Origin of the sequence: Pseudomonas sp. NPDC079367, assembly GCF_044542195.1 — a bacterium.
Taxonomy (GTDB): Bacteria; Pseudomonadota; Gammaproteobacteria; order Pseudomonadales; family Pseudomonadaceae; genus Aquipseudomonas.
On the sequence record NZ_JBITTW010000006.1, the window covers coordinates 90,302 to 102,938 of the forward strand.

The 12,637-nt window shown below is 59.6% G+C and carries 15 protein-coding genes; 6 read left to right on the forward strand and 9 right to left on the reverse strand.

From position 1 onward, the window contains the following. The first annotated feature begins 14 nt into the window (after positions 1-14). Complete coding sequence (gene cfaB / locus ACIGDJ_RS09435) at positions 15-1,202, forward strand: C17 cyclopropane fatty acid synthase CfaB (RefSeq protein WP_101159793.1); 1,188 nt, start codon at positions 15-17, stop codon at positions 1,200-1,202. 11 nt (positions 1,203-1,213) lie between these two features. On the opposite strand, the gene cls is transcribed toward cfaB, so the two are convergent. Continuing rightward, a complete protein-coding gene (gene cls, locus ACIGDJ_RS09440) occupies positions 1,214-2,653 on the reverse strand; it encodes a cardiolipin synthase (RefSeq protein WP_397478693.1) in 1,440 nt (479 codons plus the stop codon). Between the two features lie 131 nt (positions 2,654-2,784). Between cls and ACIGDJ_RS09445 the strand changes: the two genes are divergently transcribed. Then, entirely contained in the window at positions 2,785-3,303 is a 519-nt protein-coding gene (locus ACIGDJ_RS09445) for a DUF3617 domain-containing protein (protein WP_397478692.1), read from the forward strand. Between the two features lie 79 nt (positions 3,304-3,382). Here ACIGDJ_RS09445 and ACIGDJ_RS09450 read toward each other — a convergent pair whose 3' ends face one another. The 5 genes from ACIGDJ_RS09450 to ACIGDJ_RS09470 form a co-directional block, all read right to left on the reverse strand. Beyond that, the gene (locus ACIGDJ_RS09450) at positions 3,383-4,258 is read right to left on the reverse strand and encodes a metal ABC transporter substrate-binding protein (protein WP_397478691.1); all 876 of its coding nucleotides are present in this window, start codon (positions 4,256-4,258) and stop codon (positions 3,383-3,385) included. 11 nt (positions 4,259-4,269) lie between these two features. Beyond that, positions 4,270-5,139 carry a metal ABC transporter permease gene (locus tag ACIGDJ_RS09455; protein WP_101159801.1) on the reverse strand — a complete coding sequence of 290 codons (870 nt, stop codon included), beginning with the start codon at positions 5,137-5,139 and terminating at the stop codon, positions 4,270-4,272. Further along, the gene (locus ACIGDJ_RS09460) at positions 5,139-5,807 is read right to left on the reverse strand and encodes a metal ABC transporter ATP-binding protein (protein WP_101159804.1); all 669 of its coding nucleotides are present in this window, start codon (positions 5,805-5,807) and stop codon (positions 5,139-5,141) included. The genes ACIGDJ_RS09455 and ACIGDJ_RS09460 overlap by 1 nt, the downstream gene beginning before the upstream one ends. Continuing rightward, complete coding sequence (gene folE2 / locus ACIGDJ_RS09465; protein ID WP_397478690.1) at positions 5,804-6,700, reverse strand: GTP cyclohydrolase FolE2; 897 nt, start codon at positions 6,698-6,700, stop codon at positions 5,804-5,806. Before folE2 ends, ACIGDJ_RS09460 begins: the two co-directional genes overlap by 4 nt. Before the next feature lie 83 nt (positions 6,701-6,783). Next, on the reverse strand, positions 6,784-7,161 hold the full coding sequence (locus tag ACIGDJ_RS09470; protein WP_397478689.1) for a glutamine synthetase: 378 nt from the start codon (positions 7,159-7,161) through the stop codon (positions 6,784-6,786). A gap of 176 nt (positions 7,162-7,337) precedes the next feature. Here ACIGDJ_RS09470 and zigA point away from each other — a divergent pair, with 176 nt between their 5' ends. Together zigA and ACIGDJ_RS09480 are read left to right on the forward strand one after the other, a co-directional pair. Then, entirely contained in the window at positions 7,338-8,543 is a 1,206-nt protein-coding gene (gene zigA / locus ACIGDJ_RS09475; protein WP_101159807.1) for a zinc metallochaperone GTPase ZigA, read from the forward strand. Further along, positions 8,543-9,193 carry a DUF1826 domain-containing protein gene (locus ACIGDJ_RS09480; RefSeq protein WP_397478688.1) on the forward strand — a complete coding sequence of 217 codons (651 nt, stop codon included), beginning with the start codon at positions 8,543-8,545 and terminating at the stop codon, positions 9,191-9,193. Before zigA ends, ACIGDJ_RS09480 begins: the two co-directional genes overlap by 1 nt. 4 nt (positions 9,194-9,197) lie before the next feature. Here the strand turns inward: ACIGDJ_RS09480 and ACIGDJ_RS09485 are convergent, their stop codons facing one another. Continuing rightward, positions 9,198-9,554 (reverse strand): NADH:ubiquinone oxidoreductase, encoded by a 357-nt coding sequence (locus tag ACIGDJ_RS09485; RefSeq protein ID WP_101159809.1) that lies wholly within the window; start codon positions 9,552-9,554, stop codon positions 9,198-9,200. Positions 9,555-9,595: 41 nt separating this feature from the next. Between ACIGDJ_RS09485 and ACIGDJ_RS09490 the strand changes: the two genes are divergently transcribed. Next, positions 9,596-10,561: a CobW family GTP-binding protein gene (locus ACIGDJ_RS09490; protein ID WP_397478687.1), complete on the forward strand. Its 966-nt coding sequence runs from the start codon at positions 9,596-9,598 to the stop codon at positions 10,559-10,561. 67 nt (positions 10,562-10,628) lie between these two features. On the opposite strand, the gene ACIGDJ_RS09495 is transcribed toward ACIGDJ_RS09490, so the two are convergent. Beyond that, positions 10,629-11,042, reverse strand: a complete 414-nt coding sequence (locus ACIGDJ_RS09495; RefSeq protein WP_101159812.1) for a DUF3301 domain-containing protein — start codon at positions 11,040-11,042, stop codon at positions 10,629-10,631. Between the two features lie 117 nt (positions 11,043-11,159). Between ACIGDJ_RS09495 and pdxY the strand changes: the two genes are divergently transcribed. Continuing rightward, positions 11,160-12,032, forward strand: coding sequence for a pyridoxal kinase PdxY (gene pdxY, locus ACIGDJ_RS09500; RefSeq protein WP_101159821.1), 873 nt, complete (start codon positions 11,160-11,162; stop codon positions 12,030-12,032). A 103-nt stretch (positions 12,033-12,135) separates the two neighbouring features. Here pdxY and ACIGDJ_RS09505 read toward each other — a convergent pair whose 3' ends face one another. After that, positions 12,136-12,618 (reverse strand): acyl-CoA thioesterase, encoded by a 483-nt coding sequence (locus ACIGDJ_RS09505; protein WP_016772447.1) that lies wholly within the window; start codon positions 12,616-12,618, stop codon positions 12,136-12,138. Positions 12,619-12,637 lie beyond the last annotated feature (19 nt).

Consider the following 12,637-nt stretch of genomic DNA (forward strand, 5'->3'; position numbering starts at 1 on the left):
AGGGGGGATTTTCCATGCTCGCGCAACTTCCACCGGCCTTGCAGAACCTGCAGCTACCGCTTCGCCTGCGACTCTGGGACGGCCATGAGTTCAACCTGGGCCCGGCGCCAAGCGTCACCATCGTGGTCAAGGACCCGCAGATGGTCACTCAGTTTACCCACCCAAGCCTGGATGCGCTGGGTGCGGCGTTCGTCGAGGGCAAGCTGGAACTGGAGGGCTCGATCAGCGAAGTCATCCGGGTCTGCGACGAGTTGAGCAGTGCGTTGCTCGATGAAGACGAAGCCAGTCAGCCGGTGCGTGCGCATCACGACAAGGACACCGACGCCAAAGCCATTTCCTACCACTACGACTTGTCGAATGCGTTCTACCAGCTCTGGCTGGACAGCGACATGGTGTATTCCTGTGCGTATTTCGAGACCGGCAGCGAAACGCTCGAACAGGCGCAGCAAGCCAAATTCCGCCATTTGTGCCGCAAGCTGCGCTTGCAGCCGGGCGAGTATCTGCTGGATGTCGGCTGTGGTTGGGGCGGTCTGGCGCGATTTGCGGCGCGCGAGTTCGGTGTCAAAGTGTTCGGCATCACCTTGAGTAAAGAGCAGTTGGCGCTGGCGCAGGAGCGGGTCCAAGCCGAGGGTCTGGAAGACCAGATCGAATTGCAGTTGCTCGACTATCGCGATTTACCGCAAGACGGTCGTTTCGACAAAGTGGTCAGCGTCGGCATGTTCGAACACGTCGGCCACGCCAATCTCGCCGAGTACTGCACCACCCTGTTCGGAGCAGTGAAGGAAGGCGGGCTGGTGATGAACCACGGCATCACCGCCAAGCACACGGACGGCCGTCCGGTGGGGCGCGGCGCTGGGGATTTCATCGAGAAGTACGTATTCCCCAACGGTGAATTGCCGCATCTGGCGATGATCTCTGCCGAGATCAGTGAAGCGGGTCTGGAGATCGTCGATGTAGAGAGCTTGCGACTGCACTATGCGCGAACGCTCGATCACTGGAGCGAGCGCCTGGAGGACAACCTCGAAGCGGCAGCGAAGCTGGTTCCGGAGCAAGCGCTGCGTATCTGGCGCCTGTATCTGGCCGGCTGCGCCTACGCCTTCGCCCGGGGCTGGATCAACCTGCATCAGATTCTCGCCGTGAAAGCGCACCCGGATGGCAGTCATGAACTGCCGTGGACCCGCGACGACATCTACAACCCCTGATACCCGAGGGTTCAGAGAATCGGCGAAATCAGCCGGGCGATCCGCATACCGACCTGTTGCAGGCGGTGGATTTCCCGGCTTTCTTCTTTGGCCACCTCGTCGGCCTGGGCGAAATCATCGTTGAGCATGTGTTCCACAGCGGCGGCGAACGCAGTGTCGACGGTGAGCAGCATCACTTCGAAATTCAGGCGGAACGAGCGGTTATCCAGGTTGGCACTGCCAATGGCGCTGATCTCGCTGTCGATCAACACCACTTTCTGATGCAGAAAACCCGGGCGGTAACGGAACACCCGCACCCCTGCACGCACCGCTTCAAAGGCATACAGGCTGGACGCGGCATAGACGATGCGGTGATCGGGCCGCGACGGCAACAGCAGCCGTACATCGACACCGCGCAACACCGCCAGCCTCAATGCCGCGAACACGGCTTCGTCCGGGACGAAGTAAGGGCTGGTGATCCACACTCGTTGCGTCGCCGCGTGAATGGCTTCGACGAAAAACAGCGAGCAGGTTTCGTAGGCGTCGGCCGGGCCGCTGGCGAGCAGTTGGCAAAGCACGCCATCGGCCGGGTACTCGTCTGGCAGGATCAACGGCGGCAGAGTGCGTGCGGCCCAGAACCAGTCTTCGGCAAATGACTCCTGCATGCAGGCAACCACCGGCCCGCGAACCTTTACATGAGTGTCGCGCCATGGCGCCAGGGGCGGTTTCTCCCCCATGTATTCGTCGCCGACGTTGTGACCGCCGACAAAGCCGACCACGCCGTCGACCACGACAATTTTACGGTGGTTACGGAAGTTGACTTGAAAGCGGTTAAGCCAGCCGCTACGCGTGGCAAAGGCTTTGACCTCAACGCCAGCATCTCGCAGCGCTTGGACGTATTGATGGGGCAGGGCATGGCTGCCGATGCGGTCGTAGAGCAAGTGTATGGACACACCTTCGGCGGCTTTCTTCAGCAGCAGGTCACGCAGGCGCTGGCCGAGCCGATCGTCATGAATGATGAAGAACTGCACAAGTACCGCTTCTTTTGCTTGTTCGATGGCGGTGAAGATTGCTTCGAAGGTCGCAGCGCCGTTCACCAGCAGTTGCACCTCGTTGTTTGCCAGACACGGCATGCGCCCCAGTTTCGGCATTGCCCGCAGTGAGGCATAGGCGCTCGACGCGCGGGCGGCCAGGGCTTCCTCCACCCATGGGCGCCAGTTCAGTTCGGAAATGGCCAGGCGCATCTGTTCGTTGGCCTGGCGCCGGGCCTTGATGTAACCATCGAAGGTGCTGCGACCAAATACCAGATACGGAATAAGCGTGAGGTAGGGAATGAAGATCAGCGACAATGCCCAGGCGATTGATCCCTGCGCGGTGCGCACGGTGAGCACCGCATGAATCGCAGCGATCGAACCGAGGGTGTGTAGCAGAGCAATCAAATAACCGAAAATGTGCGGTCCGAAATAATCCATGGGGCAGCCTTGCTCCGCGAGATGCAATGCTTAACAGACCATGTTCTGCTGCGAATGTCTCTATTTAATCGGTGCATGAACCGACGCAATCGGCCGGCGTCTAACGGCCACAACTGATCAGGAGTTTCTCGATGAACGTTCGTCTGCTGGGTTTGGCGCTGGGCCTGGGTTTGGCATTGCCGGTGGTTGCGCAGGCGCAGATGCTGCGGCCGGGGTTGTGGGAAATGTCTTCGAGCAATCTGAAGGTCGATGATCAGGCCATGGATGTGCAATCGATCCTTGGCCAGATTCAGGGCCAGATCACCCCGCAGCAGCGCGCTGCGCTGGAGAAAAACGGCATCAACATCGGCGGTAAAGGCATCCGCGCCTGTTTGACGCCGCAGCAGGTGGCTACCAACGATATCCCGCTGGCCGATCCGCAATCGGGCTGCAAGCAGCAGATCACCGAGCGCACCGGCAACCAATGGAAATTCCGCTTCAGTTGCCCGAAAGCCCAAGGCACCGGTGTAGCGACATTCCTCAGTGACCGCGAATTCACCACCGTCGCCAACGGCACCTTCAATGCTATCGGCATCAACCAGAAAGGCAGCCTGGAAACCCGGGCCGTATGGCTGGGTCAGGATTGCGGCAGCGTAAAACCTCGCGCATGAACCCCTCGCGCTCCCCAGCTGGAACCCATTCCAACTGTGGGAGCGAGCCTGCTCGCGAATCAACAGAACACCGCACAACTCACGGCTGACTTAACGCCTTGTACAGCGTGTTCAGGTTGTATTCGAACAACCCGGTAAAGGTGCTCGCCGGGCCACTCGCCGCCAATGCATCCGAGTACAGCGTGCCGCCGATGTGCGCGCCGCTTTCATCGGCGATCTGCTTGAGCAGCCGTGCATCCTTGATGTTTTCCATGAACACTGCTTTGACGTTGGCCTGGCGAATCTGTGTGATCAGCGCAGCCACTTCGGCGGCCGATGGCTCGCGTTCGGTGGACAAACCCTGTGGCGCGATGAAGTCGATGCCGTAGGCCTGACCGAGGTAGCCGAATGCATCGTGGCTGGTAACGATCTTGCGGTTGCCCGGCGGCAGCGCTCCGAGTTTGCTTTTGGCTTCGGCAAGCAGGGCGTTGATCTGTTTGAGATAGGTTTGGCTGTTGCGCGCATAGTCAGCCTCGTTGGCCGGGTCAGCGGCGATCAGTGCCTTTGTGATATTGGCGACGTACAACTCGGCGTTCGCGAGGTTGTGCCAGGCGTGTGGATCCGGAACCGTTTCGCCATCCTCATCGAGCGAACGTGGAATCACTCCGCGACTGGCACTGATCACCGTCGCTTTGCTGTCGGTGCTGGTCACCAGGCGATCCAGCCAAGGCTCGAAACCGAGGCCGTTCTTGATGATCACTTTGGCTTTGAGTAACGCCTTGGCATCGTCCGGTGTCGGCTCGTAGGTGTGCGCATCGGCATCTGCGCCGACCATGTTGGTGATCCGAACGTGCTCGCCGCCGACCCGATGAACCATGTCGGCAAGAATGCTGAAGCTGGTGACCACCGGCAGTTTTTCGGCGGCCGACAATGACATCGACAGCATCAGGCTGAACAGCACGAGTAGAGCGCGCATCGGGAAACACCTCATTGGGATGTGAGTAAAGGCGGGCGGCGCAGCAGACCGTGGACCGGTCCTAACACCACCGACAGCAGATAGCCGACCCCCGCGACCAGCACGATGGCCGGGCCGCTGGGCAGCGAGTAGTAAAACGACAGCAGCAAGCCGAGCCACACTGACAGGCAGGCCATCACGGCAGCGACGGCAATCAGTGTCGGCAGACGACGACTCCAGAATCTCGACGCGGCAGCCGGAAGCATCATCAATCCCACCACCATCAGCGCGCCGATGGCCTGAAAACCGATCACCAAATTCAGTACGACGAGGGTAAGAAACACACCGTGGGCCAGAGGCCCGAGACGGCTGACTGTGCGCAAGAACAGTGGATCCAGTGTGTCCAGCAGAAGTGGTTTGTAGATCGCCGCCATCGCCATGAGGCTGACAGCCGAGACCCACAGCATGCCGGTCAGCGTCGGCCCGTCTACCGCCAACGCTGAGCCGAACAGCAAATGCAGAAGGTCGAGGCGTTTGCCGGCAATGCCGAGAATCAGCACGCCGCTGGCGAGTGAAATCGGATAGATCGCGGCGAGGCTGGCGTCCTCTCGCAAACCCGTGCGCCGGGTGATCCAGGCTGCAAGTCCGGCCATGCTGAGGCCGGCGCCGAGGCCTCCGAGCGTCAGGGCAGGAAGACTCAGACCGGCAAACCAGAATCCCAGCGCTGCACCAGGGAGAATGCCGTGCGCGACAGCGTCGCCGATCAAACTCATACGCCTGAGAATCAGAAACACGCCCAAGGGCGCCGTGCTGCACGCCAGCACTAGGCCGCCGATCAAGGCGCGGCGCATGAATACGAATTCGCTGAACGGCTGCCAGAAATGGCTGACGGTGGCGAGCATCAGGCGACCTGCATGTGCGGTGTAGGCCGAATCAGTTCTCGGCTGGTTGCGTACACCCAGTGGCCGTTTTTGATCAGCAGCGTATGCGGAACATGTTCTCGCACCGCCGCCAAGTCATGGCAGACCATGACCAGTGTCCGGCCCTCGGCGTGCCAGTGGTGAATGTGCTGCCAGAGCAATTGCTGGCCGATTTCGTCGAGTGCGCCGTGCGGTTCGTCCAGCAACAGCACCGGGGCATCAGCGAGGCTCAGTCGCGCGAGCAGGGCGCGTTGGAGCTCACCGCCCGACAGGGCCATCAACGGACGCTGTTCGAGTCCACTCAAATGCCAGTCTTCCAACGCGTTTTTCAGTCGCTGCGTGCGCAGTTGTGTCGACAGCCGACGGCCCCAGAAACCTGCGGCGATGAGCTCTTGGAGGTTGATTGGAAACTGGCGATCCAAATGCTGCTGTTGCGGCAGAAAGGAAATGCCGCTTTGCCGTGGAACAGCCATTTCCACTTTACCGGCTAAAGGCTTTTGCAGACCGGCGATGACTTTCAGCAGGCTGCTTTTGCCACAGCCGTTGGCGCCGATGATAGCGGTCAGGCTGGCACTTTCGAACTCAAGATTCAGGGGGGTCGTCAGCGGTTGGCCGGGTGCGCCCCAGACCAGCGATTGGCAGCGGATCATGGCTGCTCCCGTTGCCAGCTGCTCTCTGCAACGGCGTCATGGGCGTGGAGGCTCTCGGCGTGGATTACGCGAATATGGAATTGGCTGATGCCGGGCGTGCGTTGGAGGGCCAGGTTGAGACGGCGCGCGGCGTCTTCGCAGAACATCAAGTTTTGCCCATTGGCGAGAGCGAAGGCTTGCTCGTCGGGTCGCTTTACTGCGGTCTGTACTGCGGTGCCCAGTGCTGCTTCGGCGTCATTGATGATCGCTGTCAGCGGTAACTCGGCGATGAAATGGTCGAGATGCAGGTGCAGTTGCGCATAGCTGCGCTGGCTATGCGGTGTCGCTACGATTCCTTTGGTTGAGCCGAGCCATGCCAACACGTCTGCGTGTTGCAAAGACCTGTTGGCGAAGTCATCGACGAATTGCTGCTGAATCAATTGCCTCGCCAAGGCTGCGGAACAGGGGCATGTCGAGGAATAAGGGACCTCGATTTTTAGTTCCACGTGGAACATCTGCTGTTTCAGGCTCGCTGAAATGGACGCCGAATAGGATTTCCAGCCGGATAGGGGGCTGACTAACGCCGGTCGTTTCAGCAATAAGTCGGTGTGAATGTTCAGATATGCGCAGGCGGATAGACCTTCGTGACTTATCAGAAAACCCTTGAGTACCTGATGCAGCAGAGCGGGAGAAAGGCTTCGCTGTTCGAGGGCTTCGAGTGCCACGTATAAACGAGACATGTGAATCCCACGCGCTTCGCCATCATCGAGACTCACGCCAGCGTCTACTTTGGCGCTGAGGCGTTGGCCTGCAAGCAATACCGGCAGGGCGATTCCATGCATTCCCACCCAATCGAGAGGCAATGCCTGGCGTGCAAATTGAGCGGCGATATCCGGGAGTGTAAGAGCATTCATAGTTGAGACCGTCGTATTGATCTCATTTTACGTTACATTATAACAATCCATTCAGCGACGCTTTTTTCATGAAGAGATTTTCACTAGCAGCCCGTCATCCGGCTGCAAGTGAACCTTGCGCTGCTCCCTCCGGAGCTGGAGAAACGGTTGATGGTCGTCCAACCGACACGACGCGTATAGCCAACCCAAGCCTCGCCGTCGGAGGCGAGGCCGGTAAAAAAGGTCAATTGACCGAACCGACTATTGGTTTGCGCCCAGTAGCGATGGCCATTCTTTTCGAACCCCTTCAGATACAGCGTGGCACCGACCGTATAGACGCTATAGGCATTGCCGTCGGCGTCCTCGCACGCCAGCAGGTTGGCGCTGCGTGTGCAGTGCGCAGGCCCCTGAATCTGCGCTTGAGCCTGGCTCGCAAGCGTCAAACCGTAACTCAGTAGCAGATATTTCAGCGCATTATTCATTGCGGTTTACCAAGAATGGTGGTGGGCGAATCGCTTATTTCTTGCGAGTCGAGGGGGGGTAGTGCGACTTGATAGTTATACTATAACATTGTTTTGGCCCCAGCCTGAGCTGCCGATTACAAACCAGCGTTCAGCACATGAAGCGCGAGTTGGCCGCTATTAACGAGGATTATCCAATGTCAGCCAGATTGCCCGTCACCGTACTTTCAGGATTTCTTGGAGCCGGGAAAAGCACGCTTTTAAATTACGTACTACGTAATCGCGATGGCTTGCGCGTCGCGGTGATCGTCAACGATATGAGCGAAATCAATATTGATGGTAGCGAAGTCCAGCGTGATGTCAGCCTGAACCGTGCTGAGGAAAAGCTCATCGAGATGAGCAATGGCTGTATCTGCTGTACGTTACGAGAAGACTTGCTGGAAGAGGTCAGCAAGCTCGCCCGGGAGGGCCGTTTCGACTACTTGCTGATCGAATCCACCGGCATTTCCGAACCGCTTCCAGTTGCCGAAACCTTCACCTTCCGTGACGAACACGGGCAGAGCCTTGCCGACACTGCGCGCCTCGACACCATGGTCACGGTCGTCGACGGCGTGAACTTCCTGCGTGATTTCCAGGCTGCCGAAAGCCTCGCTTCTCGCGGCGAAATCCTCGGCGAGGAAGATGAGCGTTCCATCACCGATCTGTTGATCGAACAGATCGAATTCGCCGACGTCCTGCTGATCAGCAAAATTGACCTGATCAGCCAGCACGAGCGTGAAGAACTCAGCGCCATCCTCAAGCGCCTGAATGCCCGCGCTGAAATCATTCCGATGGTGATGGGCGAAGTGCCGTTGGAGAAAATCCTCAACAGTGGGCGTTTCGATTTCGCAAAAGCCGCACAAGCGCCCGGATGGCTACGGGAATTGCGCGGTGAGCATCTCCCTGAAACACAAGAGTACGGCATCGCCTCGACGGCCTATCGAGCGCGCCGGCCATTCAACCCGCAACGCTTTTTCAACTTCATCGACCGGCCTTGGCTGAACGGAAAGCTGCTGCGCTCCAAAGGCTTCTTCTGGCTCGCCAGCAAACCCACTGACGCCGGTAGCTGGTCACAGGCCGGCGGCCTGATGCGCCATGGTTTTGCCGGTCGCTGGTGGCGTTTCGTTCCGAAGGATCAATGGCCGGAGGACCAGGAAAACGTCCAGGCGATCATGGGAAACTGGACGCCGAGCGTAGGAGATTGCCGCCAGGAACTGGTTTTCATCGGCCAGAACATCGACTTCCTGCAACTCACAGCCGAGCTGGACGCATGCCTGCTGACCGATGAAGAAATGGCAATGGGTTCAGAAGGCTGGCGCTTGCTGCCTGATCCATTTGGCCCTTGGCACGAAGAGGCTGCCTGATGCTCGCACTCAAGCCCCACCATCAACGAACCCGCCATCAACATCGGGGCCTGACGCCCGAAACATTGATGCGAATCCTTGACGAAGAAAGCAATCTCGCCGTCTGGCAACGCCAGCTACCGCTGCACATCGTCGACTTTGCGCAATGTGTGCTGTCGCTCAACGAGCCCCTGGCCGAGTCGCTTTGCCTGGAATTACCTGACGAGGACGCCGAACCGGATCTCGCCGGACTGGCTTCAGGGCTGCGTGATCTGGAAGGTTTCGAAGGTTTCATGAGCGACCTCAAATGGCTGATCAGTGCCTTCGCCTGTCTGCTCGGCGCGCGGCGGATCGGCGTGCGTCTGCGTGTGCTGGACAAGGCCATGTGTCCGCGCTTCCACATCGATCACGTGCCCGTGCGCCTGATCACTACCTATGCTGGTGTTGGCAGCCAATGGCTAGAAGAAGGGGCGATGGATCGTACGCAACTTGGGCAGGCCAATGCCGAACCGCAGGATGCACGGTTGATTCACCAGCTCGGCAGTGGCGACGTCGCGCTGCTCAAAGGCGAAAAGTGGCACGGCAATGAAGGCTTCGGCCTGATCCATCGTTCGCCGCAGCCGGCACCCGGTGAGCGGCGCCTGCTGCTGACCCTCGATTGGCTTGGCTGACAGTTCAGGGCTTGCGCCAGTCACCGCGGCTCTGACCTTCGCAATACGGTTTGAGATAGGCCGCATCAGTGGCCACGCCGTAATAGTGGATATCCTGGCGATAGGGCATATTGGCGACTTGCGCGTTGCTGCACACGCCGAAAGCCCCGCTCGGGCACTGCTCGACGTATTGCACTTCGACCTTCTGTCCGGCCAGCGTCGGTTGGCAGAAGCCGTCATTGAATAATTTCTGCGGTATCGTCCGGTTCTGCTGACAGACTTTGACGTCGAGTCGTTCGCCCTGTGTGTGCACCACGCAGGCTTGAGCCCATGCTTCGCTCGACAGCAGCGTCAACAGCAACGACCAGCCCCAGCTGCGCATCTTCGATCTCCTCAATAACCGTCTGCGGAAAAATGCCCGCCATGTTGCAGAACATTCCGACCCACGTCATCGCCGGCCCGTTGGGCGCTGGCAAGACCAGCCTGATTCGCCAGTTGCTGGCGCAACGTCCGGCGGCCGAACGCTGGGCAGTGTTGATCAACGAGTTCGGCCAGATCGGTCTGGACGCCGCGCTGCTGACTCGCGATGCCGATGGTATCGCACTGGGTGAGGTGGCCGGGGGCTGCCTGTGTTGCGTCAACGGTGCGCCGTTCCAGATTGGCCTTGGCCGATTGCTGCGCCAGGCCAGGCCGGATCGACTGTTTATAGAGCCGTCGGGGCTTGGCCATCCGGCGCAGTTGCTCCAGCAATTGAACGAGGCGCCGTGGCTGGGCGTGCTCGCGGTTCAGCCATGCGTGCTGGTTCTGGATGCGCAGGCGTTGCATGCCGGTAAAGCCTTGCCGGACGCCCAGCAGCAAGCGTTGGCCGGCGCCGGGTTGTTACTGTTGAACAAGGCTGAAAATCTTCGGGAAACGGCTCGAGACAGAATCGCCAGCCAGTTGCCGCCCGTCAGGCTGATCTGGACGCAGCAAGCCCGGCTGACTCTGAGCGAACTGCCGGGGCTGACCGTAAAAGCGAACGAAGGCGCGGATAATCTGCCGCTGCCCAAGGGAGTGGCACCGTTGCCAGCGGTCTGGAGCGATCCGAGTGTGCCGATTTGCCTGAGTCAGAGGCAGGACGTAGGCTGGAGCATCGGTTGGCGCTGGCATCCTGGGCAGGTATTTGATCAAGAACGCATCGCCGATTGGCTGGCCGCTCTCGAATGGAAGCGGGCCAAACTGGTTATCCATAGCGCGAATGGCTGGGTTTCGGCTAATGCGCTGGAGAACGCCGAGCTGGAATGGCAAGTCAGTGAATGGCGCAGAGATTCGCGGATCGAGCTGATTTTGAGTGATATTGCAGAAGTTGAAGGGCTTCAGGAGGGGCTGGCCGCTTGCCGGAAGCTTTAGAAGCAAAAGATCGCAGCCTTCGGCAGCGCCTGCAGTACCCGCATAGAGACTCGGATTTTGAGATCTCTCACGGCTTCCACTTGGTATGTTCCTGTCGCCACTGGCTCAGCTCAATGACCTCCGCCCGTGGCTTGTGCACTTCGACCACCGGCGGCGTGTCGTCGAACGGTGCCGGGTAGGGAGCCAGTTCAATCTGCGCACTGTGCGCGCCGAACTGGGTAACGGTACCGTTGTGGCGGCTTTCGCCGGTCACGGTGAACTCGAAGTTGTAGACCCGCGCCAGGCGTCGGCGGCCGTTGGCATCCTTGACCAAGCCGATTTTTTTCAGCGCGACGTTACCGTCCAGCAGCTCGACGCCAACATTGGTGCAATGCTGTTTGACCCGTTCCAGCGCACGCTCGCGCAGGCCGTGGTTGTGCCAAAGCCAGGCACCGGCGGCGGCGAACAGCATCAGCACCAAGATGTTTTCCAGGGTCAGCATCTACATCGAACTCCAAAAGATGGCGTCAGCTTAACTGCCTCGCCGGTCTGTCGTACAGGCTGTGTTTCGTCGCATACTGCGCGGCTTGAATTTCAATCGTTTTACGGAATGACCCGAATGAAACGTACGCCCCATCTGCTCGCCATCCAGTCCCACGTGGTGTTTGGCCACGCCGGCAACAGCGCTGCGGTTTTTCCGATGCAGCGCGTCGGGGTCAACGTCTGGCCGCTCAACACCGTGCAGTTTTCCAACCACACCCAGTATGGTCAGTGGGCCGGTGAAGTGCTGGCGCCGCAGCAGATTCCCGCGCTGATCGAAGGCATCGCCGCGATTGGCGAACTGGGCAACTGCGATGCTGTGCTGTCCGGCTACCTCGGCAGCGCCGCGCAGGGCCGGGAGATTCTCAGCGGTGTGGCGCGGATCAAAGCGGTCAATCCGAAGATGCTGTATCTGTGTGATCCGGTCATGGGCCATCCGGAGAAGGGCTGCAGCGTGCCCACCGAGGTCAGCGATTTCCTGCTCAATGAGGCCGCAGCCGTGGCGGACATCATGTGCCCGAATCAGCTGGAGCTGGACAGCTTTTCCGGGCGCAAGCCGCAATCGCTGTTCGATTGCCTGGCGATGGCGCGGGCGCTGCTGGCGCGCGGGCCGAAGGCAGTGCTGGTCAAGCATCTGGATTACCCGGGCAAACCGGCGGATGGCTTCGAGATGTTATTGGTGACGGCCGAGGGCAGTTGGCATTTGCGCCGTCCACTGCTGGCGTTTCCGCGTCAGCCGGTGGGCGTCGGTGACCTGACCTCCGGCCTGTTTCTGGCGCGGTTGCTGCTGGGCGACAGCCTGCTGGCCGCGTTCGAATTCACCGCAGCGGCGGTGCATGAGGTGTTGCTGGAAACCCAGGCGTGCGCCAGCTATGAGCTGCAACTGGTGCGGGCGCAGGATCGGATCGCGCATCCGCGGGTGAAATTCGAGGCTACAGCGATCAGTCTGTAATCTCGCCGTTGTTCAATAAAGATCGCAGCCTTCGGCAGCTCCTACATGGGTTTGCACTCCATAGTTCAGGTTGCCGAAGGCTGCGATCTTTTGCTTTTTAATCTCAGGCGTCGCCCTTGATCTCCTGATACCGCTTCTCCAGCTCCTGACGAATCTGTCGTCGCTGCTGCGCCTGCATGAAACGACGCTTGTCTTCGCTGTTCTGCGGTTGCAGCGGCGGCACGGCGGCCGGCTTGCGCTGGTCATCCACCGCGACCATGGTGAAGAAACAGCTGTTGGTGTGGCGCACCGAACGTTCGCGGATGTTTTCGGTGACCACTTTGATGCCGACTTCCATCGACGTGTTGCCGGTGTAGTTGACCGACGCGAGGAAGGTCACCAGTTCGCCGACATGGATGGGCTCACGGAAAATCACCTGATCCACCGACAGGGTCACCACGTAGCGGCCGGCATAACGGCTGGCGCAGGCGTAGGCCACTTCGTCGAGGTATTTGAGCAGCGTGCCGCCGTGGACATTGCCAGAGAAATTGGCCATGTCGGGGGTCATCAGTACCGTCATCGACAGCTGGGCGTTTCCGGGTTCCATAACGTTCTCACGGGTCAAG